We start from the raw sequence: 21,885 nt of genomic DNA, 5'->3' as shown, positions 1-21,885 counted from the left end.
AAAACCTCTACCCGTAAGGTAGAGGCTGTCAGTTATTGAAATTATAAGAATGCTCCATATGTAAAATGATTACAGCAAATAGAAAAGCATACACTTATGCCTTTTGCATAACCACGCAGGTTACCTCAAATAAGCCTTACTTTAGAAGAAGGTCTCTTCATGGACAAAAGCTTACCTGCTACCGCCGGTCTCTGTAATCTCATATGGAATTGGCTAAGGCTACACTCTTCTCATCTCAACTCTGGCTCTGGCTAACTCTACTCTACTCTACTCTACTCTGCTACACACACTATATCTCATGGGATGTTACTTTGGCAACCATCAACTTAAAAAATAGACGATTATTTCCCTTGGGAAGCCAAATCCGGTCTTAACGTCTGTGCTCCGTTCAAATATACATGTTTCATTTCACGCTGAGATTTATCGGTATTCACCTGTACCATCAAACGGATGCACTTGGGCAAGCTACCAGCCACAGGAATTTCTAGTGCACACATGAGCGGCACCATATCCCAGCCGTCAAGCTGACGGATGGCCATGGCTGGAAAGGCAGCATCCAGGTCATGGGTCACCGTTATCCATACATTGCTAATATCCTCTGGCTGAATTTCATTGTAGGATACAATTTCCTCCAGCAGTTGGCTTGTTGCTTCCAAAATTTTGTTTGCTTCATTATTCGCCACGGTCGTCGCGCCACGAATTCCACGATTGTACATCGTTACGCCTCCTCTTTTAACTGTTCAATGACTTCCCGGATGTAAGAGACGGAAATATCCTTCACAACCTCCACACGCCCAATACTGCGTGGGACAACGAAAGTAATGCTGCCTTCTTTGAACTTTTTGTCATGCATCATTGCTTCAAGCAATCGATCTGTATCGAGATGTGACGGAAGAGAAGTGGGTAAGCGCAGCGAAGACAGCATCTCCTTCGTTTCATTTACCAAAGATGGATCTGCCCCCAGCTTCACACCCAGAAGTGCGGAGCCGACCATACCAATAGAAATGGCTTCCCCGTGTAAAAACTCACCATATCCCGCAATAGCTTCAATCGCATGACCAATCGTATGGCCCAAGTTTAGAATAGCGCGCAAATCGTTTTCTCGTTCATCGCGCGACACGACTTCGGCTTTAATGGAACATCCCTTCTCCAGCCCGTACTCCAGTGTCGTCGCATCCAGTGCGAGCAAATCCGTCGCATGCTCACGGCACCACTGGGCGAAACTGGCATCCCAGATCAAGCCATGCTTGATCATTTCAGCTAGTCCCGCAGATACCTCGCGAGGAGGTAATGTTGCCAACGTATCTACGTCATACAGTACGAGTTCCGGCTGGTGAAAGGCTCCTATCATATTTTTCGCCAAAGGATGATTAATACCGACCTTACCGCCCACGCTGCTGTCATGGGCAAGGATTGTAGTGGGAATCTGTACGAATTTGATACCTCTCATATAAGAAGCAGCCACAAATCCAGCCAAATCACCCACCACACCACCACCAAGAGCAATAACTGCTGAATTACGATCCAGGCCACCCTCAATGGCTGCTGTTATAACCTGCTCAAATACAGCAAGCGACTTGGATGTTTCACCTGGCTTAACGACAAATGATACCGTTTTGTATCCCGACTCTTGAAGATTGCTCTCCAATGCTGCCAGATAGAATCCTGCTACATTGTCGTCAGAAACAATCAACAATGGGCTTTTTTGTACAATTCCTCGTTCCTTCAACGTCTCTCCGGCTTGATGCAACAACCCACGTCCGATATGAATAGGATATGAACGCTCGCCAAGCTGTACCGTCAGCGTACTCATCTTAGTACTGCTCCAGTTGTTGTTCATAGGATGCAATATTCGCACGGATTTCCTCAATCGAATCCCCGCCGAATTTCTCTAGTAAAGCTTTGGCTATCTCCCAAGCAACCACATGCTCCATGACTACGCTTGCCGCGGGTACCGCACATGCATCCGAACGCTCAACCTGCGCAGTGAACGCTTCCTTCGTATCAATGTCAACGCTTTGCAGCGGCTTATAGAGTGTGGGAATCGGCTTCATTACGCCACGAACCACCACGGGCATTCCATTGGTCATGCCACCTTCAAAACCACCCAAACGATTCGTACGCCGGTGATACCCACGTTCCTCATCATATAAAATCTCGTCATGCACCTGTGAGCCGCGTAATTCTCCTGCTTCAAACCCGATGCCGATTTCCACACCTTTAAACGCATTTATCGACATGACTCCTTGTGCGATACGTGCGTCCAACTTCCGATCATACTGTACGTGACTGCCCAGACCAATCGGGACACCTTCCACGATACATTCCACTACCCCGCCGACGGAGTCGCCTTCTTGCTTGATCAGATCAATATAGGCTTCCATTTTTTCCTCCGTTTCCGGATCGGTCACTCTCACCGAAGAAGCTTCTGTTACAGCAATCAGTTCATCAATCGGCAAGTCGCGATAAGGAGCTTCGATTTCACCAATTCGGATGACCTGACCTGCCACCTTGATTCCGAACTCAGCCAGCAATTGACGAGCCAACCCGCCACATGCCACACGAATTGCTGTTTCCCGTGCACTAGAGCGTTCCAACACGTTGCGAAGATCCTTCAGGTTGTATTTCATTCCGCCATTCAAATCCGCATGGCCCGGACGCGGTCGATGAACCCGACGCTTTTCTTCATCACTGCCTTCAATAGGCTCAATATTCATAATATTCTGCCAGTGCTTCCAATCGTTATTTTCCACAACTAGCGCAATCGGTGCACCTGTGGTATAACCGTGACGTACGCCACCAGCAATCTTCGCCGTATCTTTTTCAATCTGCATACGCCGTCCCCGTCCATATCCTTTCTGACGACGGTGCAACTGAAAATTCAATTCTTCAAAATCCAATTTTAGATTACTTGGCATACCCTCTACAATGGCAGTTAGCTGGGGACCATGCGTTTCCCCCGCGGTTAAATAACGTAAACTCATGACGCGTTCCCCCTTTAAACTGTTAAACTGTGCATCGCTAAAATCTTTAACTTTGCTTCATTATAGTATACGCACCTTTCTTTGACAAGAAAAGCCACGTGTGTTGCCCATAAACAAAAACACGTCCCTCAGCCAGAAGGGCTAAAGGACGTGCGCTGTTGATAAGCCAGCTCATCCGCTACTAAAGAATAAAAATAAGTTCTTACGAACGATGGATGATATGAGCAGGCTTACGCTTTTTTGCGATAAAAAAAGGTTTCATTCGATTCCAGCCCGTATTGGTTAGGAGAAAAGATTTGCTCGGTACTGCCGACAAATAAAACACCGCCGGGGCGAAGACTGGCAGCAAACTTTTGATACAACGTATGTTTGGCCTCTTCTGTGAAATAAATCATAACATTTCGACAGATAATGAGATCATACCCCTCCTCAAATCGATCCAGCAGCAAGTTTTGCTTTTGAAACTTCACAGCCTGTTTTAAACGGTCATCAATCCGATACATGGCACCGTCTGGTTTAAAATATTTGCTAGCTACCTGCTCAGGTACATCCTTGAGCGAGCGCTCCAAATATTTACCTTCCTTGGCTTTAGCCAATGCACCATCATCAATGTCAGAAGCTGTAATAGAGCAATTTCCTAAAATCCCTTTACCGTCGAGAATCATAGCCAAACTATAGGGCTCTTCACCAGTCGAGCAGGCTGCACTCCACAGCTTAAGCTTTTGTTTTCCTACAAGCAGCTGTGGCAAAATGATATCCCGCAGCACTTCCCACCGATTGGGATTTCGCCAAAACTCAGAGACATTGATCGTCATACGATCCAGGAATTCATAGAATAGGGGTTTTTCCTTCATCATGGCATCATAAAAAGAAACAAAACTGGGAAACCCGTTTTTGTTGCGAAGCGTCGTTAACCGCCTTTTCATCTGTGCTTCTTTGTATTGTGCAAGATCAATACCTGTGCTGTCCTTGATTTTGCGGATAAACGCTGTGTAATCGGGGTCCGTCTGACCCAGTTCCAGATCCGTCATGCTACCATCCTTCTTCATACGTAATTAAACTTACACCCAGGTCGCTACAGTTTTTTCATAACGAACCGATTCTTCCGGTGTGAAAAAATTTGCGATTTCGCGCTCTGCACTCTCCGGTGAATCTGAACCATGAATGAGGTTAAACGGTGTATGCGCGGCAAAGTCTCCACGAATAGTGCCTGGTAGAGCTTCGGTTACTTGTGTTTTACCAATCAGCATACGGGAAAGCGTAACAATGTTATCTCCTTCCCAAACCATGGCAAATACAGGACCTGATGTGATAAAACCTACAAGCTCTTCAAAAAAAGGCTTGCCCACATGCTCTGCATAATGCCGTTCTGCCTGTTCTCTAGATACCTGCACAAGCTTGCCAGCCGCCATTTTGAAGCCCTTGTCTTCCAAACGACTGACAATACGTCCAATCAGTCCGCGTTGTACACCATCCGGTTTAACCATCAAAAACGTACGATCCATCGGCTCACTCCCAATCCAATCTAATGTATTTATACAGTACTAATCTGTATTGTAACAGAAAGATTGGAAACGGTTAAAGTATTTTGTCACAGCAAACCTAAAATACAACTTTAGTAGGAGCGGCGTGTTACAAAATGAGCAATATCGCGCAGCGTCTTTTTTGTTTTGACATCTGGTAGTAAGTCCAGCGCGTTCAGCGCTTTATTAATATATCGGTCGGCGAGAATTTCAGCTTTAGTGATTCCTTCACTTTTTTTGATCATATCCACCGCTTTGCGTGCGTCTCCTTGCCCGTCCCCATCCTGGATTCGCCGGATTTCAGCCAACAGATCCTCCCGCAGTTCGGGTTGTTCAAGCGCATAAATGACCGGAAGCGTAATATTGCCCTGCCTCATGTCGCTGCCTGGTGGCTTGCCAATCTTCTTTTCTGTTCCACACAGATCAAGCAAGTCATCCTGAATTTGAAAAGCCATACCTACGTTATAACCGTAGCTATACAGTAGAGAATTGACTCTTTCCTGTGCTCCTGCAGCCATAGCTCCCAACTGGCAACTAACCGCAATCAACAATGCTGTTTTGCGCCGTATACGAAGTAAATAATTGCGCACACTCTGATCCACATTAAAAAAATCACGTATTTGTTCCATTTCACCAATCGACATCTGTACTAAAGCCTTAGACAGCACCCGGTGAATATCGGGATTCGGCAATCCAGCAGCAATAGATAGTGCGCGTGCATATATGTAGTCTCCGGTGTACATAGCCACCCGATTGTCCCATTTGGACTTCACGGTGGGTTGGCCGCGTCTCATCTCCGCATCGTCAATCACATCGTCGTGAACGAGAGAGGCAGAATGAATCAGTTCCAGAGGTACCGCAATGCGCTTGAGCTTGTCCAGATCATATTCTCCAAACTTGCCTCCCAGCAATACAAATACGGGACGCAAACGCTTGCCGCCTGCTTTAAGCAGATGAAGCGACGTATCATTAATTAACGGCTCCCTACTGTCAATGCTGCGGTACAGCTCTTCTTCTATGAAGTTCATATCCTTTTTTAATAAACCGAACAAATCCAATCGTTTCATTCTTTCACCCGTGTCAGCGTATTGTCACTCCAGAGAAGCGGCTTCACTCGTCGGTCAAGCAGCCCCAGTTCATAGGCATATTGAAAATAAAGCTCTAAACCTTGCTGTTGCTTCTCTCCAAAATCATAACACAGATTCGTAAAGTAGCGCTCCCAATAATCTTCCGAACCTCCAATTTCCTTGCAAGCTTCAGCAATAACAGATGTCAGGTCAGACAGACTACGCTGCTTGCTTACACGGAACGCACTTGCAATTTCAGCCACCGCAGCGGGATTCTGAGCAGCTACAACACGTCGTACTGCCCATACAGCAAAAGTCATACTGTAGCCCGTCCAGCGTTTCCACGCTTCCCCAAGGTCGGTTACATACAGGCCCTCACTCCGCCAGGATGCCTTGATTGCGTGATCTCCAATCAACAGCCCTGCATCTGCCCGTTCCAGCATCAAATCCAGATCCGGTTCACAGTCAAAGTAAGTAGGCTGGCCTTCCCATGCCTTTTGCATCAAAATTTTCAACAAATTCACCGATGTGGCCGAGGTATTCGTCAGAGCAATGGTTCCGTTAATGATTTCATTTAGCGGCTTGCGTGAAAATAGTAAAATGGATTGGACCGGACCGTCTGCACTGACGGATAACTCTGGTAACAACACCATTTCCTCAGCACCTGATGCATATGCAAAGGAGGACATCGCACTCATATCCAAGCTCCCATTTAGCATGCCTCGATTCAATTCAGCCGGAACTCTGGAAACCATCTCCACCGAATGAAGAAGCTCTGAGGGATTAAAGTAATGAAAAATAGGCCAAGCGTTTGTATATTTAATTTTTCCGATTGTGATTGTCTTGGTGTCCGGTGTCGGCATCGGAATCCCCCCATCTCGTAAACAGTTGATGTTCTATACGCAAGCTATCTAATACTTTGCCTACGAGGAACAGTACAATATCATCCAGCGTCTTCGGATGAAAATAAAAAGCTGGCATAGCCGGAATCATTTTGACGCCGAGTCTCGCAAGCTTAAGCATATTCTCCAGATGGATGGCGTGCAGCGGTGTCTCACGAGGTACAAGGATCAGCGGACGGCCTTCCTTCATCATCACATCTGCTGCACGTGCCATGAGATTATCAGACGAACCGTGGGCTACTGCAGATAACGTCCCCATCGAGCACGGCATGATAATCATGGCATCTACTAGATAAGAGCCACTCGCAATCGAAGCTCCAATATCTGTAAACGGATGGTATACAAGAGAACCGGGACGGTCTCCGAATTGTTCATTCAAAGCCCCTTCCCGGTCGGTCACATTCCACCCCAGTTCCTCTTTCAATACCCGCCAGCCAGCATTGGAAACGATCAGGTGAACTGTGTATTGCAAATCCAGTAGTGTCTCTACCAGTCGTACACCATAAATGCTTCCGCTCGCACCTGTAATACCAATAACGATTCGTTTGCCTTGATGGTCGCTCACCTGATTATTCATTAGTATAAACGCACCACCAAATCAATCAGTGTAAAAGCAAATACGACAATACTAAGTACACCGTTCATTGTAAAGAATGCTGTCTGCAAACGACTTAGATCCTTTGGAGATACGATATAGTGCTCATAAAACAAAATAATGTATGAAATAATCATGCCAGCCAGATACCACCAGCTTAAATCTGCAATAAAGAACAGCACAATAAATCCGATCGCCGTAATAACATGGAACACCCGGGCGATGTTCAGAGCACCTGCTACACCAAAACGAGCAGGAATAGAATAAACCCCCTCACTCTGATCAAAGTCAACATCCTGACAAGCATAAATCACATCAAATCCTGCGGTCCAAAACGCAATCGTGAGATAAAGTACGATAGCATTCAAATCCATTTGTCCCGTCACTGCAACCCACGCACCTAGTGGTGCCAAACCAATGGTCAAACCAAGTACAATATGGCACAGCCAAGTGAAACGCTTCGTGTAAGAGTAAAAAACAAGCATAAAAAAGGCCAGCGGGAACAACTTGAACGCCAGCGGGCTTAACTTGAATGATGCCCAGAATAACAACAACAAGCTAACGATAATGAAAATCACCACTTCGCTCGATTTGAGCAGCCCTGCCGGGATAGCGCGTCCTGCTGTACGCGGATTTTTCCCGTCAATCACGCGGTCAATCATACGATTAAAGCCGAAGGCCGCGCTACGCGCGCCAACCATAGCCAGCAGAATCCAACCAATCTGCGGCCAGGAGGGAAGGTTGCCTGTCACGACAACTGACCCCAATACAGCCCCCATAAATGCAAATGGGAGCGCAAATAAGGTATGTTCAATTTTAATCATTTCCAAAAAAATAGCAATTTTCTTAAACATGCTGACTCTCCTTGATTCCAATATGCAATGCCGCAATGCCTCCGGTGAGAGAATGAGCCTGAACATCCTTCAATCCGACTTCACGAAAGATGTCAGCCAGCTCATCCCTTCCTGGAAAAAGCGCCAACGAATCAGGGAGCCATTTGTACTGCTCATAACGTTTGGCGAACAATTTGCCGAGCATGGGCAAGATGTGTTGAAAATATGCGTAGTAAATTCCCTTGAACGGCTGCCAAGTAGGCTTGGACAACTCCAGACATACGACCTGCCCGCCAGGTTTGACGACTCGTTGCATTTCCTGCAACACACGGCGCAGATCAGGCACATTGCGTAGACCGAAACCAATCGTCGCATAATCAAATGAATTGTCTTCAAAAGGCAGATCCATCGCGTTGCCTTGAACCAGCTTAATTTGCTTTTCACGGGATTCAGATGTAATCTTACGCTCGCCAACATTTAGCATGTTCTGGCTAAAATCCAGTCCTATGATGTGACCACTTTCACTTGCACGCGCCATCGCAAGCGTCCAGTCACATGTCCCACAGCAAAGATCGATTGCCGTATCGCCACGATGCATATCCATTTTTTTCATTGTAAATTTCCGCCAAGCCTTATGTCTACGAAAGCTCAGTATATCGTTCATCAAATCGTATTTACCGGCTATACTTTCAAACACGCCATGAACGAATTGCTCTTTCGGCTTGGTGTCGCTTGATCCCATGACGTTCACCTAACCTTCCCTCACGACCGGGTGCGAACTATGTAGCAGCTTTAGGAAAGGCTCAAGCATGCATTCAAATTCCTCAATCCCCGTATTTTGTTCATCTGACAGGATCTGCCGGATGTGTGTAACAGCCGTGCGAAGCTTGTCCAGTATCGCATTCTCGGCTTTGTATTTCAGAAGAAGCTTACGCCAAACTTCTGTCTCAGTACCGCCCTCTGACAGCAGCATCTTCTCATGCTGGTCTCCGCTACCATAAATATGCCAAAACATATATCCGAAACGGGACTTGTCCGGTTCTGCCCGCTTCTCCCATTCCTCCACCAACGTATCACAGAGAGCGAACTTATTGAGAAGCTGCTTCCAAATTGCCTGATCCTGTTCTGCAATAAGCGGCGTAAATGATAAAAAAAGCTCCTGTTTGAAATAAACCATTTGAGATAAATACTGAGCGCCATCCAAACGAAAATGTTTCATTTCCCAGTACAAGCTCATTTTCCCTGCGTTCACTTCACATACAGCATCACTCAGCTTTGAGATGGCCTCAATTCGACCTGCCAGTGCAAGTAGCTGATAAAAACGGCTGCTGAAGTAGTCACCGGCTAACACTTTCAGCTGTCTGGAGCGCATCTCTTCCGGGCTTCGTATACCGGACAAAGTATCAATCATATCATGCGTATCCAGCCCCATCTGCACAAGTGAGGTAACTAAAGCGTACAGTTCATCCTCACTGGCATGCAGCCCTTGTACATTCCGGTTCAAAAACTCAAACAGCAAACGGGTACGGCTGTCAGGAAAAGCCGGCATTTCCGTATGTTGTTGAATCATGTCGTATTCCACATATTTCCTTGCTAATTGAGGTACGCGATACGGTTTCATCCTAAGCCTCCGAGCCATGACTTTCTGGTATACTCAAATAATTGCAATGCCTTATATTATATCACAATTTAAAATGATTCGCGACTAAAGTACTGTAGGTCCAGCGGTAGAAACATCTAGTTTGTATATACACCGCTAAACCTGTTTTGCCACATCGGCGTTACTGTAATACGGAAACGAGATTTCAAATCTTCCGGCAGCTCAGCGCCTTCCCGATTTCTAAGTTGCTCCAATGCCTCGTTCGTCCACTCGTTCCGGCGTATATCGGAGGCCAGCAACAAATGGCGTTCTCCTGACCATTCGTCCTGCGTCACCACCCGCAATAGCAATTGCCGTACATTCGTCGTTCCGTAAAAGCTAAAGGCGGCAAGCTCCGCCATGTTTTGATAGATCTCCAGTGGTGTGGTTTCTTCCTTGGACAGCTTTACATCCAGGGAGAGAACTGAATGTTCCCAGCTTACGCTGGCAATCGGTGTGGTCAAAGGAAGCCCATTCAGTGTATCTACCAGATTGTCATCCGTCAGCAGTACTCGTTGCTGGGGCGAGATTGTCGCCTGTGTTTCACGCACTGCTGCAGTTCCCGAGTCCAGCATCTGTAAAGACGGCAGCAATATTGCCGCTGCAGTGGTGATGAGAATAGAACCGCCGACTACAATCCAAGGTTTCATCAGAGCCTCCCCTGACCCCTACCCCTGAATGTGGGTTTGCTACGGTAAAGGTCCTCACTCTCATTGTACAACAAAAAAAAGCAGGCTATGCCTGCATTTTACTCCTCCGTATCTACAACCCCGTGCTTAGTCATTACAACGGCCTTGCCGCGAATTTTGATGGCAGAGGTATGATCCGTAAATTGGACGATCAGTACCTCACCCTTGTCCAATTTTTCCGAGTGATGCAGGCGGGTATCCTGACCTCTGGTCAGACCAAAAACCTGACATCCGTTGCTTTTTGCTTTAATTACGACATACTCACTGCTACCCGTTACATTATCTTCCATGTCCTTTTCCTCCCTGAAAGCCGAGCTATACTTTTTATGATGGAGATTTAAGCTTATTTTGTCAACTACATGCTTCCCTCGCTGCCTGCAACAATTAGTGCGTCCTGTGCCATACTATGTACGCAGTCTCATCTACTAACGAAAGGAACTGATCTGATGGAAAACTATCGTCCCGCTAATCTCAGTCCTGCTCAGATCGAACAGCTTCAACGAATGGAACACGAATTTGCCGAGCTGACAGGTGAACCGCTAGTATTGATCGCCTATGCCTCGCAAAACGGCAGGACAACTTCCTCTTCTTCAGTCCACGGCTTCTCTACCAAAAAGTAAATAGGACAAAAAGAAAAGGCCGTGAATCAAATTCACGGTCCTTTCAGCGCATTGGGAATATGTAAGAAATCTTATTTAATTCCGTCTTTGAGCGCTTTACCCGGTTTGAATGCCGGAATTTTGCTCGCAGGGATTTCGATTTCTTCTCCTGTTTGCGGGTTACGTCCTTTACGTGCAGAACGTTCACGAACCTCAAAGTTCCCGAAACCTACCAGTTGTACCTTGTCTCCGTTTTGCAGTGCTCCAGCGATCGCTTCAAATACTGCATCGATTGCTTTCGTTACGTCCTTTTTGGACAATTCAGTGCTTTCAGAAACCTGATTGATCAAATCCGTTTTATTCAACATATTCACCTCCCAATCCAAGTGTAGTCCAGCATTAAGGTTATCGGTGTGATCCACCAATAATGAAGTCGCCTGTATAAAATAACCCGGGCGGCATACTGCCTTCCATAATGTTATCATCTGTTTCCGTTTCGTCGTTAAATATACATATAATATACCTAACCACCGCCATATAGGCCGAAACTGGCGTTTTATGGCACCCTTCTTGCGTGGAACAAGGTTTATAGTAATACAGTCTACAGACAATTTCAAGTACGACGACGGTTCAGCACGTAAAAAGTAACAGCCAGCGCAAGCACCAGCACTACTCCTTTAACAATGTCATGGGCAAAATATTGCACATTCATCATGGTCAGTCCATTAACCAGTACGCCGATTAACACCGCACCCATAAATGTACCAATGACATTGGGTTTACCCGCACCAAACACTGAAAAACCGACAAATACTGCAGCTACCGCCTCCATGAGCAAGGGAGAGCCAGCGTCAATTTGACCCGAGCCTACGCGCGAGGTATACAAAATACCAGCAATGGCCGCAAATACGCCTGAAGCAACATAAGCCAGTGTACGGACCTTTTTTACACGGATGCCTGACAAACGAGCCGCCTCCTCATTGCCGCCAGTTACATACATTTGACGACCATGCTTCGTGTAGGTCAAGAAAACATGCACTGCCGCCACAGCTAGCAACAGTAAAATAACCGAAATCGGGATGCCCAGCCATTTACCTTGTCCTAGAAAAAGAAATGCTGGAGATATCTCGCCTGGGGCCTTGCTGCCATCAGGAAACTGCATATGATTGTAGATGGTATAGCCCTGGGCGTACGTTTGGTGAATCCCACTTATAATATACATAATGGCTAGAGTTGCGAGCAGATCGGGGATCCGCAGTTTAATAATCAAAAGTGAATTCAACAGCCCAACCAAGGCTCCAACAATCAGAGATGCAATAATAACCACTGCAACAGGCTGTTCATACCAAACCATCAATGAAGCCGAGACGACCGTCGTCAAAGATACCGTTGCACCCACCGACAGGTCAAAACCGTCTACGATCAGTGATAACGTCACACCAATGGCCACGAAAGTAACAATCGCTATGGAGCCAAGAATATCCATTAAATTATCATACGTCCAAAAATAAGGTAAAGTGGCTGAGAAAAACGCTAACACACCTATAATGACTACTACAGCACCGTAACGAAACGAGACATTTAACCATTTTTCCTTCATGAATGCACCTCTTCACCGCCGCTGGCGTACAACAGAAGCTGTTCCTGTTCGACTTCGCCTCGCGCAAATTCCCTTATTATTTTGCCGTCATACATGACTGCTATCCGATCACCAATGCCAATTCCTTCCGCAAATTCACAGGTAAGATAAATGATTGCTTTTCCTTGTGCAGCCAATTGTCCGATGATACGGAAGATATCGCTTTTTGCCCCTATATCCACACCCTTGGTTGGTTCGTCAAAAACAAATACATCCGCCCCGGAATGAAGCCATTTACCTATTGCAACCTTTTGTTGATTCCCGCCACTCAAATACTTAACATGCTGGCGCAGGGAAGGCGTCTTAATACCAAGAGAGGCGACAACCTCATGACCGTTATTACGTTCTTTATGTCGACGGATGAAACCAAGGACACTCAGCTTGCCCAAGAGCGGAAGACTGAGGTTTCGTTCCACACTCTCCTCAATCAGCACCCCCTGCTTACGCCGCTCCTCGGGTATGGACACAATCCCTTGAGCTACTGCGTCCGCAGGCTCTCGCAAACGAATGAAGCGCCCCTTGAAGGTCAGTTCCCCCTCATCCGGCTTGTCCGCTCCTGTAAGAAGTCGTGACAGCTCCGTCTTGCCGGCACCGACCAAACCCACAATAGACAGGATTTCACCGCGTCTGACCTGTAAATCAACACCGCGAACCCGCAAACCTTTGCGGAACCCTTTTGCTTCGAGTACCGTTTCACCAATAGGTGTCTCTGTTTTCGGAAATTCCTCCTCAAATGTTTTCCCAAGCATATACGTAACAATGTCACCTACACTTAAATCAGAGGCAGACCCCGTAAATACGCGCTCTCCATCACGCATCACCGTAATACGATCACTGTGCTCGATGACCTCCGGCAATCGGTGTGTGATGAGAATACATGCTACTCCCTCATCCTTGAGGGTATGAATGGTGCGGAACAAACGGCTCGTTTCTTCCTCGCTCAGCGGTGCCGTTGGCTCGTCAAAAATGATTGTTTTCGCCTGTTGTGTCAAAATCCGCGCGATGAGTACAAGCTGCTTCTCTGCCAGCGTCAATTCAGACACGTATCGCCGTACATCTATATCAACCTCCAAGCGTGCTAATGCCTCACGCGCTCGCCTGCGCATGGTCGCTGGTGCAGCCCACCATCGACCATCAGGTGCAGACAAATCGTCCATTACAATGTTTTCAGCGACGGTTAATTGGGGCACAAGCGCCGAATCGACTTCTTGATACACACAGTGAATTCCAGCTCTTTTGGCTTCCCACGGTGAACGAATAATTAGTTCCTTGCCATCGACAACGATCGCTCCTTGATCGAAACGATACGCACCGGACAAGATTTTCATTAATGTGCTTTTCCCTGCCCCGTTGGCACCTAGCAGAGCGTGAATTTCGCCACCCTGCACCGTAAAATCCACGGCTCGCAGCGCATCTACACCAGCAAACCGTTTGCTGATGTTCTTCATCTCCAATGTATATACTGGTAAACTCATGGTGCCCCCTCACTCCCGCTTATAATAAAAGCGCGCCGAAGCGCGCCTTTGTATTTGCTTTATGCATCCATTTTATTTGGACGTTTCATAATCCTTCATCCAATCCTTGTAGCCCTGCTCACTCTTGCCCCATCCTTTCACATATTGAGACAACTCGGATGTGGAAATTTGCTTATCTGGCAATTCTTCGCGTTGCACATATACTGCCTTCAGAACAACTTTTTCCTCAGGGTTATCCCCATGCAACTTCTGGTATGCATAGCGCACTTGTACGCGTCCAATATCTGTTGGATCTACGGCTGCTGAAGCCACCCATGGGTTTTTCGGGTCCTGGATCATTTGTAAATCTTCATCACTCATATCAATCCCGTAAACTTTAATTTCGGTACGCCCAGCTTGTTGTATCGCACGAGCTGCACCTTTGGCAAATTCATCCCAAGCCGCCCACACTGCTGTGATTTTTCCTTTAGGGTATTGCTTTAGCACAGCTTCCATTTTGGCTTGCGTATCCAAAGCAGGATTCTGAGCTGAACCAAAAGCTGCAATCTCTTTAATATCTGGATTGGATTTCAAAAATGCATCATAAGCAACCTGACGGCGCTCCATTGGTGCAAATCCTGCAACCCATACCTTCACAATGTTTCCTTTGCCACCAATGTCCTTTTTCATTTGCTCCAACGTCAGCTCCGCCATGCTTTGGTCATCCTGTGAGAGCACTACCGCACCCGGAACATTGACCGCGGCATCGAACACGATAACCGGGATATTGCGGGAAATTGCTTTTTTAAGTCCTGGCTCCAGCAATGCGTCACCGTGATCAGTCAAAATGACATCAAACTGCTGGTTAATTGCACTATCTAGCAAAGAAGCCATTTTAGCCTTATCGTTATTTGCAACAAACTTGGTCAGCGTACCACCAAATTTTTTAACTTCATCCTCCACACCTTGAACATACTGCTGTGAGAACGTACCCGTGTTAAACTCCATGATCAAAGCAACCCGTTTACCCTTTAGATTTAAACTATCTGTTTTTCCGTCACCCGTACTCGTTCCTGCAGTGCCTGTCCCTTGAGCGCCGCTCTCTGTTTTTGGCGCACCACATGCTGTGACCAATATAACCAGCACCAGCAACATGATGGCTCCGAGCCCTAGCTTCTTGTTTTTTTGGAGCCCTTTTTGGATATACATGACTTGTTTCCCCCTCGTTCCATCCACTAATTTGTTTCAAATTTGATACTTAATATATCGCGTTAAACCAAGTATGTAAATAGGTTTTATTAAATATAGAAAAATTCACGATATCACATAACAAAAAATAACAATTCAACAACAAAAATACCGTAAAGAGCAGCCAGCTCTCTACGGTATTTCTTTTACACATATTTGGTTATAACTTAGCCTTAAAGAATGATAGCAATAAGACCACCAGAGCCTTCGTTAATAATGCGACCCAGCGTTTCCTGAAGTTTGTAGCGTGCATTGTCTGGCATCATGGCAATCTTGCCCTGAATGCCTTCACGCACAATGGAATGCAGCGAACGTCCGAATATGTCTGACTCCCAAATTTTGATTGGATCATTCTCAAAATCCTGCATCAGGTAACGCACAAGTTCCTCACTTTGCTTCTCTGTTCCGATAATCGGAGCAAATTCCGATTCTACATCGACACGGATCATGTGAATGGAAGGAGCTGTCGCTTTAAGCCTCACTCCAAATCTTGTGCCCTGTCGAATCAACTGCGGTTCATCCAGTGCCATCTCGGCCAATGACGGTGCAGCAATACCATATCCCGTAGTCTTGACCATTTCCAGTGCCTCGGCAAAGCGGTCATATTCCCGTTTAGCGTGGGCAAAATCCTGCATCATTTGCAGCAAATGATCCTTGCCGCGAATCTCTACTCCGACGACTTCAACCAGAATTTGGTCATACAGCTCATCAGGCGCATACAAATCGATTTCAGCTACGCCCTGCCCCATATTCATTCCGCTTAATCCGGCTCTGTCGATGAACTCATATTCCATAAACTGGCCGACCACCCGATCTACATCGCGCAGGCGTCGAATATCTTTAACTGTATCACGAACGGAATTTTCATAGTTGCTACGCAGCCAGTGATTTTCGTTCAATACCATAACCCAGCTTGGTAGATTCACATTCACCTCATGCACTGGGAATTCATATAATACTTCACGAAGCACACCTGTAACATCATCTTCCGTCATAGTCGCTGCGCTGAGTGTCATGACTGGAATATCGTACTTGGCAGCCAGTTCACTACGCAGTTGGAGTGTTTCATCACTGCGTGGATGCGTGGAGTTGATAACCAGAACAAATGGCTTGCCAACTTCCTTCAACTCTTCAATGACGCGTTCCTCCGACTCTACATAAGAGCTGCGCGGGATTTCAGCAATGGTGCCGTCTGTGGTAACCACCACACCGAGTGTTGAATGCTCCTGAATAACCTTGCGTGTACCAATTTCTGCCGCTTCCTGAAAAGGAATGGGTTCTTCAAACCATGGTGTAGAGATCATCCTTGGACCATTTTCGTCCTCATAGCCTTTTGCACCTTCTACGGCGTATCCCACACAGTCAACCAGACGTACATTCACGTCCAGTCCTTCCGTTACTTTGATCTGGACGGCATTATTCGGTACGAATTTAGGTTCCGTCGTCATGATCGTCTTCCCTGCCGCACTTTGCGGCAACTCGTCTACGGCGCGGGCACGATCGGCCTCACTCGTAATGTTGGGCAGTACGATCGTTTCCATAAACCGCTTGATAAACGTTGATTTTCCTGTTCGGACTGCGCCGACGACCCCAAGATAGATGTCTCCTCCGGTGCGTTCGGCAATGTCTTTAAAAATGTCCACTTTCTCCAATGAAATCCCCTCCTCAAAAGTCTCCGAAGGAAAAATGCTTAAAGAGCATCCGCTTCGTGTTCAACCAACTGCTTGATCCCAGATGCGGCAGAACAGCCTTTAAAATGCCCGGAAGTCGTCCGCCGCCGAGATTCAGGAGACTGATGGAATCGGCGAAACGGCGTAAACTCGTACATGCATTTGGACTGATACCATCATATGTATCCCCTCCGTAAAATATGTTTAGATTTTTTAAAATAGATTACGTCATAGTAATCATGGCAGGGAAAATATTTTACGTTTGGGTCCACTCATCTAATATATGCGTAGCAAGCATCCTCCATGACATGGTTGCTAGACTTAAATAAAAAAAGGATATTTCTTTGACCGTTTCTAAGCGTCGAGAAATATCCTTTGTTTTTTGTTCTACTGATATAACAGTCATTACCACAGCTCGTCATCAAGCGCCTGACGTTCCAGTTGCCGTCTAATAGCCGCCTTGAGTCGATCCTCAGGTATAGTTACCTCCATATCCCCTTGAACGCGAGCCTGACAGGATAAACGCATTCCTTCATCCAGTAAAGACCCTAGCTTACGCTGTTCTGCACCATTAGGACGACCTGCGAGCTCAGACTGTTCCGGTGCTATCTGCACCTTACACATCAGACAGGCTGCTTTTCCATCACAACGAGTAGGAATATACACACCTGCTTTACGAGCAGCCTGAAGCAATGACGTGCCTTGTCCGACCTGTACACGCCTGCCTGACGGCTTGAACGTAATTTGCACATTCATAAACGGTCCTCCATTTCCTTTTCCTCTTAACATGTAATCAACTTATATTTTGTTACTCATCTGAATTAAGGAGTGTAGTTCTGGCCAAGGCAGAAGTTCTCCGAGCTTGTACAGCTGCTCCTTATTCCAAATGTTACTGATCAATAACTGTGTGAGTATTCCTATGTGCCGTTGCGGGTCTCGCTTCATGACCTCTGCAATCGCTTGATAGCGGTCGGGACGATTTCGCAACAGATTGAATAGCAGCTCATGACTGAGAGGCATCAGACGCAGTGAGGTATTTTCCAGATCAAGCTGTATCCCCGCTGACCAGAGTAGACGCTCAACCTCTAAGCGATATAAAGCCCCATTACATAAAATCTCAAACCCTCCCACCAATTCGACTGGAAATCCCTCCAGCTCATAGTGGCTTAGCAAAGAAACATAAGATCCGCTACGGTCAACCTGCTGTTGGTCTATACTCACATCCGGCGAGTGCGCATGTAACTGTTTTGCAGCATGAATATCTGCATAAATATCAATGTCCCGAGGTAGGCGGTCCAGTTCAACTTCTTGCACAAGTAAAGCACAGCTACCCCCCAGCATCCACGGAACCGATACTGCTGACCAGTTCTCTGTCAAGGTATCCAGCGCAACGGCCAAATTATGCGGCAGCCTATTCACTAACACTGATGATATTGCCTCCTTCAACATCGTTCCCCCCTTTGCCGTCTTTTCTCCCGTTTCCTGATGGGCATCATTATAACATGTTCGACATGGCAGTTCGACATTTTGTGTACTGAACAGTCACTTCACTGCCTCAAAATATAAAAAAAACCGCGAACCTTTTCGGTTCACGGTAAACAAAACCAATCCTCATGCGGCCAGCGTATTATTTTTTCATCATCATTTTCATTAACGCTTCCATGTTGGAAGGACTCATTCCGCTTTTTTTGACGGCTCCGACAATATCTCTGACGGTATCTTCCGATACTGGAATGTTAGCCATCGCAGACACCTGTTTGATAAGCTGACGCAACTGCGCCTCACTTTGAAGCGTGTCCGGCTTTACTGTGCTTGCCAGCTTTTTTACTGCATTTTCAGATATGTTTTTGCCGCCTTTTTTGTTAATGGCCTTCAATGCATCTTTCGGAAAGTTTTTACTCACAATCTCCCCTCCTCCGCCATTGCTCAACTCAGTCTATGAGGGGGTGAGACAAAAGGTGATTGAGCATGCAAAAGACATGCCTCACGCCTAACTAAAAAGGCTGTCTCATCGTAGAAAAATCTACTCATGAGACAACCTTTTACTTTAAAAGATCCATTGTACCCTTAGGAATGCCATTGCTCCCACGTTTGAAGTGGCATGACTTCCATCTCAGTTTTTGGATCGCGACCCATTAATGCCTCAACGGCCTTGCGAACATCGCGCCCTTCAAAAAGCACTCCATACAGCACTTCTGTAATAGGCATTTGAACACCCAATTTTTGCGAGATAGCGTATGCTGCTTTTGTCGTACGAATCCCCTCTACGACCATACCCATAGATTCCAGTACGGCGTCAAGCTGCTGGCCCTGTCCCAATAGTGATCCTGCACGCCAGTTACGGCTGTGACGGCTTGTTGCAGTGACAACTAAATCGCCTATACCAGCAAGTCCGGCAAAGGTTAGCGGATTAGCACCCATCTCAACTCCAGCACGGGTAATCTCAGCCAAGCCGCGGGTCAATAAAGCCGCTTTGGCATTATCACCGAAGCCAAGTCCATCGGACATTCCCGCGCCTAGAGCGATAATGTTTTTAAGCGCACCGGACAGTTCTACACCGAGCAAATCACGGTTTGTATAGACGCGGAAATAGGAATTCATGAAAAGCCCCTGAGCAGCCTGTGCAGCCTTCTCATTGGAAGAAGCTACAACAACCGTTGTCGGGCATTTCTTTACTACTTCCTCCGCATGGCTCGGACCTGACAGCACAGCAATATCATCCTCCGCGATTTCTAGTTCCTCCGAAATCACCGTGGACATACGCTTGAGTGTCTCTGTTTCAAAGCCTTTAATGGCATGTACTACCAACATATCTTTGGTAAAATGAGCCTTCAAACTGCGTGCAACCTGCCGAGCAGCAGACGAAGGAGATACAATGATCACCGCTTTAGCTCCAGATACCGCAGTCTGCATATCCGTTGTAGCTGAAATGCGATCAGATAAAATAGAACCCGGTAAATAATGCTCATTCGTATGCTTCTCATTGATCTCAGCAGCTTGTTGTTCGCTTCTCGTCCAGACAGAGACATCGTTGTTATTGGTCGCAAGTACGGAAGCAAGGGCTGTTCCCCAACTCCCTGCGACCAGCACAGCTATTTTCTCAGACAAGACGATCTCCTCCTTTGGAGCCAAGCTTATTCTCATTTCCTCGTACCAACTTGACTATGTTAGTGCGGTGTCTCCACACAGCGAACAGACAAATGATTAGAGCCGTCCAAAATAACGGCCAAGCAAAACCAAGTACGAGTAATATCCAAGGGGTCAAAATAACAAAAATTAGAGATCCCAGAGATACATAACGCGTCATTACGATGGCAAGTATCGCAATGATTCCGGCATATAATGCCGGTAGAAAGGCAAGCGATGCCAATACACCAATCGCAGTCGCAATCCCTTTGCCTCCGCGAAAGTGAAAATATACCGGCCAGTTATGGCCTGCAATCGCAGCAATGCCACACAAACCCGGTAACCAGGATGATTCTCCACCCAACCAGTGCCCTATCAGCACCGCAATAACCCCTTTAAGTACGTCCAGCAGCAGTACCAGAATAGCTGGGCCTTTTCCAAGCACACGCAACGTATTCGTCGCTCCAGCATTGCCGCTTCCATGCTGGCGAATGTCGATTCCTTTTAATTTTCCATACAGCAAACTAAAGCTGACAGAGCCAAGCAAGTAACTGAGTACGATGGCAACGATCTGTAAAATCAACCTATTCGCTCCTAACTTTCGTCAGACTTGCGCCGTGTAAATATACGAATTGGAGTTCCTTCAAAATTAAAGGCGGCGCGAATTTTGTTCTCCAGATAACGCTCATAAGAGAAGTGCATTATTTCTGGGTCATTTACGAATACAACCATTGTAGGCGGTTTAACAGCAACCTGAGTCACATAGTTAATACGCAGACGACGGCCCTTGTCTGTTGGTGGTGGATTGATGGCAACCGCATCGGAAATTACATCATTCAGTAGATGTGTCTGAATACGCAGAACATGTTGCTGTGCTACATGCTGTACAACAGGAAGCAGCTTTTGCAGGCGTTGTTTTGTTTTTGCAGATAAGAACACAATCGGAGCATAGGTCATGAACAGAAAGTGGTCACGAATTTTCGTCTCAAACTGGTGCATCGTTTTATCGTCTTTATCTACGACATCCCATTTATTAACGACAAACAATGATGCTTTACCCGCTTCATAAGCATAGCCAGCAATGTGTTTATCCTGCTCAATAATGCCTTCCTCGCCGTTAATAACGACCAGTACAACATCTGCACGCTCGATGGCACGCATCGCACGCATTACACTATATTTTTCTGTCGTTTCGTACACTTTACCACGTTTACGCATACCTGCCGTATCAATCAGCACATACTTTTGACCGTCTTTTTCAAAAGGGGTGTCAATTGCATCACGCGTTGTGCCTGCAATATCACTGACGATAACCCGTTCTTCTCCTAGAATGGCATTGACGAGTGAAGATTTACCTACATTCGGACGTCCGATCAAAGCGACACGTATAACGTCCTCATCATAATGGTCTTCTTCTAGCTCAGGCAAATTGGACGTAATTGCATCCAAAAGATCACCGATCCCTGTGCCATGACTGCCAGAAACAGCAATTGGATCACCAAATCCATAAGAATAAAACTCATAGATCAGATCGGCACGACTGAGATTGTCCACCTTGTTTACTGCTACAATGATCGGTTTCCCCGAACGATATAGCATTTGAGCTACCTCTTCATCCGCTTGCGTTATTCCTGCTTTCGCATCGCTCATGAATACAATAACATCTGCTTCTTCTATTGCAAGTTCGGCCTGCATACGGATGGATTTCAAGATAACATCCTCGCCATCAATCTCAATGCCGCCGGTGTCAATAATACTGAAGGATTTACCATTCCACTCCGATATACCGTATATACGGTCACGAGTGATTCCTGGTTTATCTTCCACGATGGACAAACGATCCCCGATAATCCGATTAAAAATTGTGGACTTACCCACATTCGGACGACCAACGATAGCCACAACGGGTCTTGCCAT

At 46.4% G+C, this 21,885-nt stretch carries 27 protein-coding genes; 1 reads left to right on the top strand and 26 read right to left on the bottom strand.

Going from position 1 to position 21,885, the window contains the following annotated elements:
* Positions 1-341: 341 nt before the first annotated feature.
* The 13 genes from aroH to mtrB form a co-directional block, all read right to left on the bottom strand.
* The gene (aroH, locus tag ABEW32_RS16700) at positions 342-716 is read right to left on the bottom strand and encodes a chorismate mutase (RefSeq protein WP_430189493.1); all 375 of its coding nucleotides are present in this window, start codon (positions 714-716) and stop codon (positions 342-344) included.
* 2 nt (positions 717-718) lie between these two features.
* A complete protein-coding gene (aroB, locus tag ABEW32_RS16695; RefSeq protein ID WP_430190415.1) occupies positions 719-1,813 on the bottom strand; it encodes a 3-dehydroquinate synthase in 1,095 nt (364 codons plus the stop codon).
* A 1-nt stretch (position 1,814) separates the two neighbouring features.
* Positions 1,815-2,984: a chorismate synthase gene (gene aroC, locus ABEW32_RS16690; RefSeq protein ID WP_430189491.1), complete on the bottom strand. Its 1,170-nt coding sequence runs from the start codon at positions 2,982-2,984 to the stop codon at positions 1,815-1,817.
* A 230-nt stretch (positions 2,985-3,214) separates the two neighbouring features.
* The gene (locus ABEW32_RS16685; protein WP_430190412.1) at positions 3,215-4,015 is read right to left on the bottom strand and encodes a CheR family methyltransferase; all 801 of its coding nucleotides are present in this window, start codon (positions 4,013-4,015) and stop codon (positions 3,215-3,217) included.
* Positions 4,016-4,045: 30 nt separating this feature from the next.
* Complete coding sequence (ndk, locus tag ABEW32_RS16680; RefSeq protein WP_430189489.1) at positions 4,046-4,489, bottom strand: nucleoside-diphosphate kinase; 444 nt, start codon at positions 4,487-4,489, stop codon at positions 4,046-4,048.
* Positions 4,490-4,599: 110 nt separating this feature from the next.
* Positions 4,600-5,574, bottom strand: coding sequence for a polyprenyl synthetase family protein (locus ABEW32_RS16675; protein WP_430189486.1), 975 nt, complete (start codon positions 5,572-5,574; stop codon positions 4,600-4,602).
* The gene (locus ABEW32_RS16670) at positions 5,571-6,437 is read right to left on the bottom strand and encodes a menaquinone biosynthetic enzyme MqnA/MqnD family protein (RefSeq protein WP_430189484.1); all 867 of its coding nucleotides are present in this window, start codon (positions 6,435-6,437) and stop codon (positions 5,571-5,573) included. Before ABEW32_RS16670 ends, ABEW32_RS16675 begins: the two co-directional genes overlap by 4 nt.
* Complete coding sequence (locus ABEW32_RS16665; RefSeq protein WP_430189481.1) at positions 6,394-7,053, bottom strand: UbiX family flavin prenyltransferase; 660 nt, start codon at positions 7,051-7,053, stop codon at positions 6,394-6,396. The genes ABEW32_RS16670 and ABEW32_RS16665 overlap by 44 nt, the downstream gene beginning before the upstream one ends.
* Entirely contained in the window at positions 7,053-7,925 is an 873-nt protein-coding gene (locus ABEW32_RS16660; RefSeq protein WP_430189478.1) for a UbiA-like polyprenyltransferase, read from the bottom strand. Before ABEW32_RS16660 ends, ABEW32_RS16665 begins: the two co-directional genes overlap by 1 nt.
* Positions 7,918-8,646, bottom strand: coding sequence for a demethylmenaquinone methyltransferase (locus tag ABEW32_RS16655; protein WP_430189476.1), 729 nt, complete (start codon positions 8,644-8,646; stop codon positions 7,918-7,920). The genes ABEW32_RS16660 and ABEW32_RS16655 overlap by 8 nt, the downstream gene beginning before the upstream one ends.
* A 9-nt stretch (positions 8,647-8,655) precedes the next feature.
* The gene (locus ABEW32_RS16650; protein WP_430189474.1) at positions 8,656-9,525 is read right to left on the bottom strand and encodes a heptaprenyl diphosphate synthase component 1; all 870 of its coding nucleotides are present in this window, start codon (positions 9,523-9,525) and stop codon (positions 8,656-8,658) included.
* A 116-nt stretch (positions 9,526-9,641) separates the two neighbouring features.
* Complete coding sequence (locus ABEW32_RS16645) at positions 9,642-10,193, bottom strand: hypothetical protein (RefSeq protein ID WP_430189472.1); 552 nt, start codon at positions 10,191-10,193, stop codon at positions 9,642-9,644.
* Between the two features lie 98 nt (positions 10,194-10,291).
* Entirely contained in the window at positions 10,292-10,522 is a 231-nt protein-coding gene (gene mtrB / locus ABEW32_RS16640; RefSeq protein ID WP_063213495.1) for a trp RNA-binding attenuation protein MtrB, read from the bottom strand.
* Positions 10,523-10,678: 156 nt separating this feature from the next.
* On the opposite strand from mtrB, the gene ABEW32_RS16635 reads away from it, so the two are divergent.
* On the top strand, positions 10,679-10,852 hold the full coding sequence (locus tag ABEW32_RS16635) for a hypothetical protein (RefSeq protein WP_430189470.1): 174 nt from the start codon (positions 10,679-10,681) through the stop codon (positions 10,850-10,852).
* Between the two features lie 71 nt (positions 10,853-10,923).
* Here the strand turns inward: ABEW32_RS16635 and ABEW32_RS16630 are convergent, their stop codons facing one another.
* The 13 genes from ABEW32_RS16630 to der all read right to left on the bottom strand — a co-directional run bounded on the left by ABEW32_RS16630 (position 10,924) and on the right by der (position 21,885).
* The gene (locus tag ABEW32_RS16630) at positions 10,924-11,196 is read right to left on the bottom strand and encodes an HU family DNA-binding protein (RefSeq protein ID WP_014599981.1); all 273 of its coding nucleotides are present in this window, start codon (positions 11,194-11,196) and stop codon (positions 10,924-10,926) included.
* 40 nt (positions 11,197-11,236) lie between these two features.
* On the bottom strand, positions 11,237-11,368 hold the full coding sequence (locus ABEW32_RS16625) for a hypothetical protein (RefSeq protein WP_430189468.1): 132 nt from the start codon (positions 11,366-11,368) through the stop codon (positions 11,237-11,239).
* Between the two features lie 76 nt (positions 11,369-11,444).
* Positions 11,445-12,431, bottom strand: coding sequence for an ABC transporter permease (locus ABEW32_RS16620; protein WP_430189465.1), 987 nt, complete (start codon positions 12,429-12,431; stop codon positions 11,445-11,447).
* A complete protein-coding gene (locus tag ABEW32_RS16615; protein ID WP_430189462.1) occupies positions 12,428-13,945 on the bottom strand; it encodes a sugar ABC transporter ATP-binding protein in 1,518 nt (505 codons plus the stop codon). The genes ABEW32_RS16620 and ABEW32_RS16615 overlap by 4 nt, the downstream gene beginning before the upstream one ends.
* A gap of 72 nt (positions 13,946-14,017) precedes the next feature.
* The gene (locus ABEW32_RS16610; protein ID WP_430189459.1) at positions 14,018-15,133 is read right to left on the bottom strand and encodes a sugar ABC transporter substrate-binding protein; all 1,116 of its coding nucleotides are present in this window, start codon (positions 15,131-15,133) and stop codon (positions 14,018-14,020) included.
* Positions 15,134-15,345: 212 nt separating this feature from the next.
* A complete protein-coding gene (gene spoIVA, locus ABEW32_RS16605) occupies positions 15,346-16,824 on the bottom strand; it encodes a stage IV sporulation protein A (protein ID WP_013371689.1) in 1,479 nt (492 codons plus the stop codon).
* A 38-nt stretch (positions 16,825-16,862) separates the two neighbouring features.
* Entirely contained in the window at positions 16,863-17,000 is a 138-nt protein-coding gene (locus ABEW32_RS16600) for a hypothetical protein (RefSeq protein WP_013371690.1), read from the bottom strand.
* Positions 17,001-17,247: 247 nt separating this feature from the next.
* Positions 17,248-17,598 (bottom strand): 2Fe-2S iron-sulfur cluster-binding protein, encoded by a 351-nt coding sequence (locus tag ABEW32_RS16595; protein ID WP_430189456.1) that lies wholly within the window; start codon positions 17,596-17,598, stop codon positions 17,248-17,250.
* Between the two features lie 42 nt (positions 17,599-17,640).
* Positions 17,641-18,291 (bottom strand): hypothetical protein, encoded by a 651-nt coding sequence (locus ABEW32_RS16590; RefSeq protein ID WP_430189453.1) that lies wholly within the window; start codon positions 18,289-18,291, stop codon positions 17,641-17,643.
* A 178-nt stretch (positions 18,292-18,469) separates the two neighbouring features.
* A complete protein-coding gene (locus tag ABEW32_RS16585) occupies positions 18,470-18,745 on the bottom strand; it encodes a stage VI sporulation protein F (protein ID WP_430189451.1) in 276 nt (91 codons plus the stop codon).
* Between the two features lie 164 nt (positions 18,746-18,909).
* On the bottom strand, positions 18,910-19,950 hold the full coding sequence (locus tag ABEW32_RS16580; RefSeq protein ID WP_013371696.1) for an NAD(P)H-dependent glycerol-3-phosphate dehydrogenase: 1,041 nt from the start codon (positions 19,948-19,950) through the stop codon (positions 18,910-18,912).
* The gene (gene plsY / locus ABEW32_RS16575) at positions 19,943-20,551 is read right to left on the bottom strand and encodes a glycerol-3-phosphate 1-O-acyltransferase PlsY (protein WP_430189448.1); all 609 of its coding nucleotides are present in this window, start codon (positions 20,549-20,551) and stop codon (positions 19,943-19,945) included. The genes ABEW32_RS16580 and plsY overlap by 8 nt, the downstream gene beginning before the upstream one ends.
* 11 nt (positions 20,552-20,562) lie before the next feature.
* Positions 20,563-21,885 carry a ribosome biogenesis GTPase Der gene (der, locus tag ABEW32_RS16570; protein WP_430189445.1) on the bottom strand — a complete coding sequence of 441 codons (1,323 nt, stop codon included), beginning with the start codon at positions 21,883-21,885 and terminating at the stop codon, positions 20,563-20,565.

This window comes from Paenibacillus jamilae, from assembly GCF_050482105.1.
In the GTDB taxonomy this organism is placed as follows: Bacteria; Bacillota; Bacilli; order Paenibacillales; family Paenibacillaceae; genus Paenibacillus; species Paenibacillus jamilae_B.
Note: the sequence above shows the minus strand (reverse complement) of the source record. Positions and strands in the feature narration are given on the sequence as shown.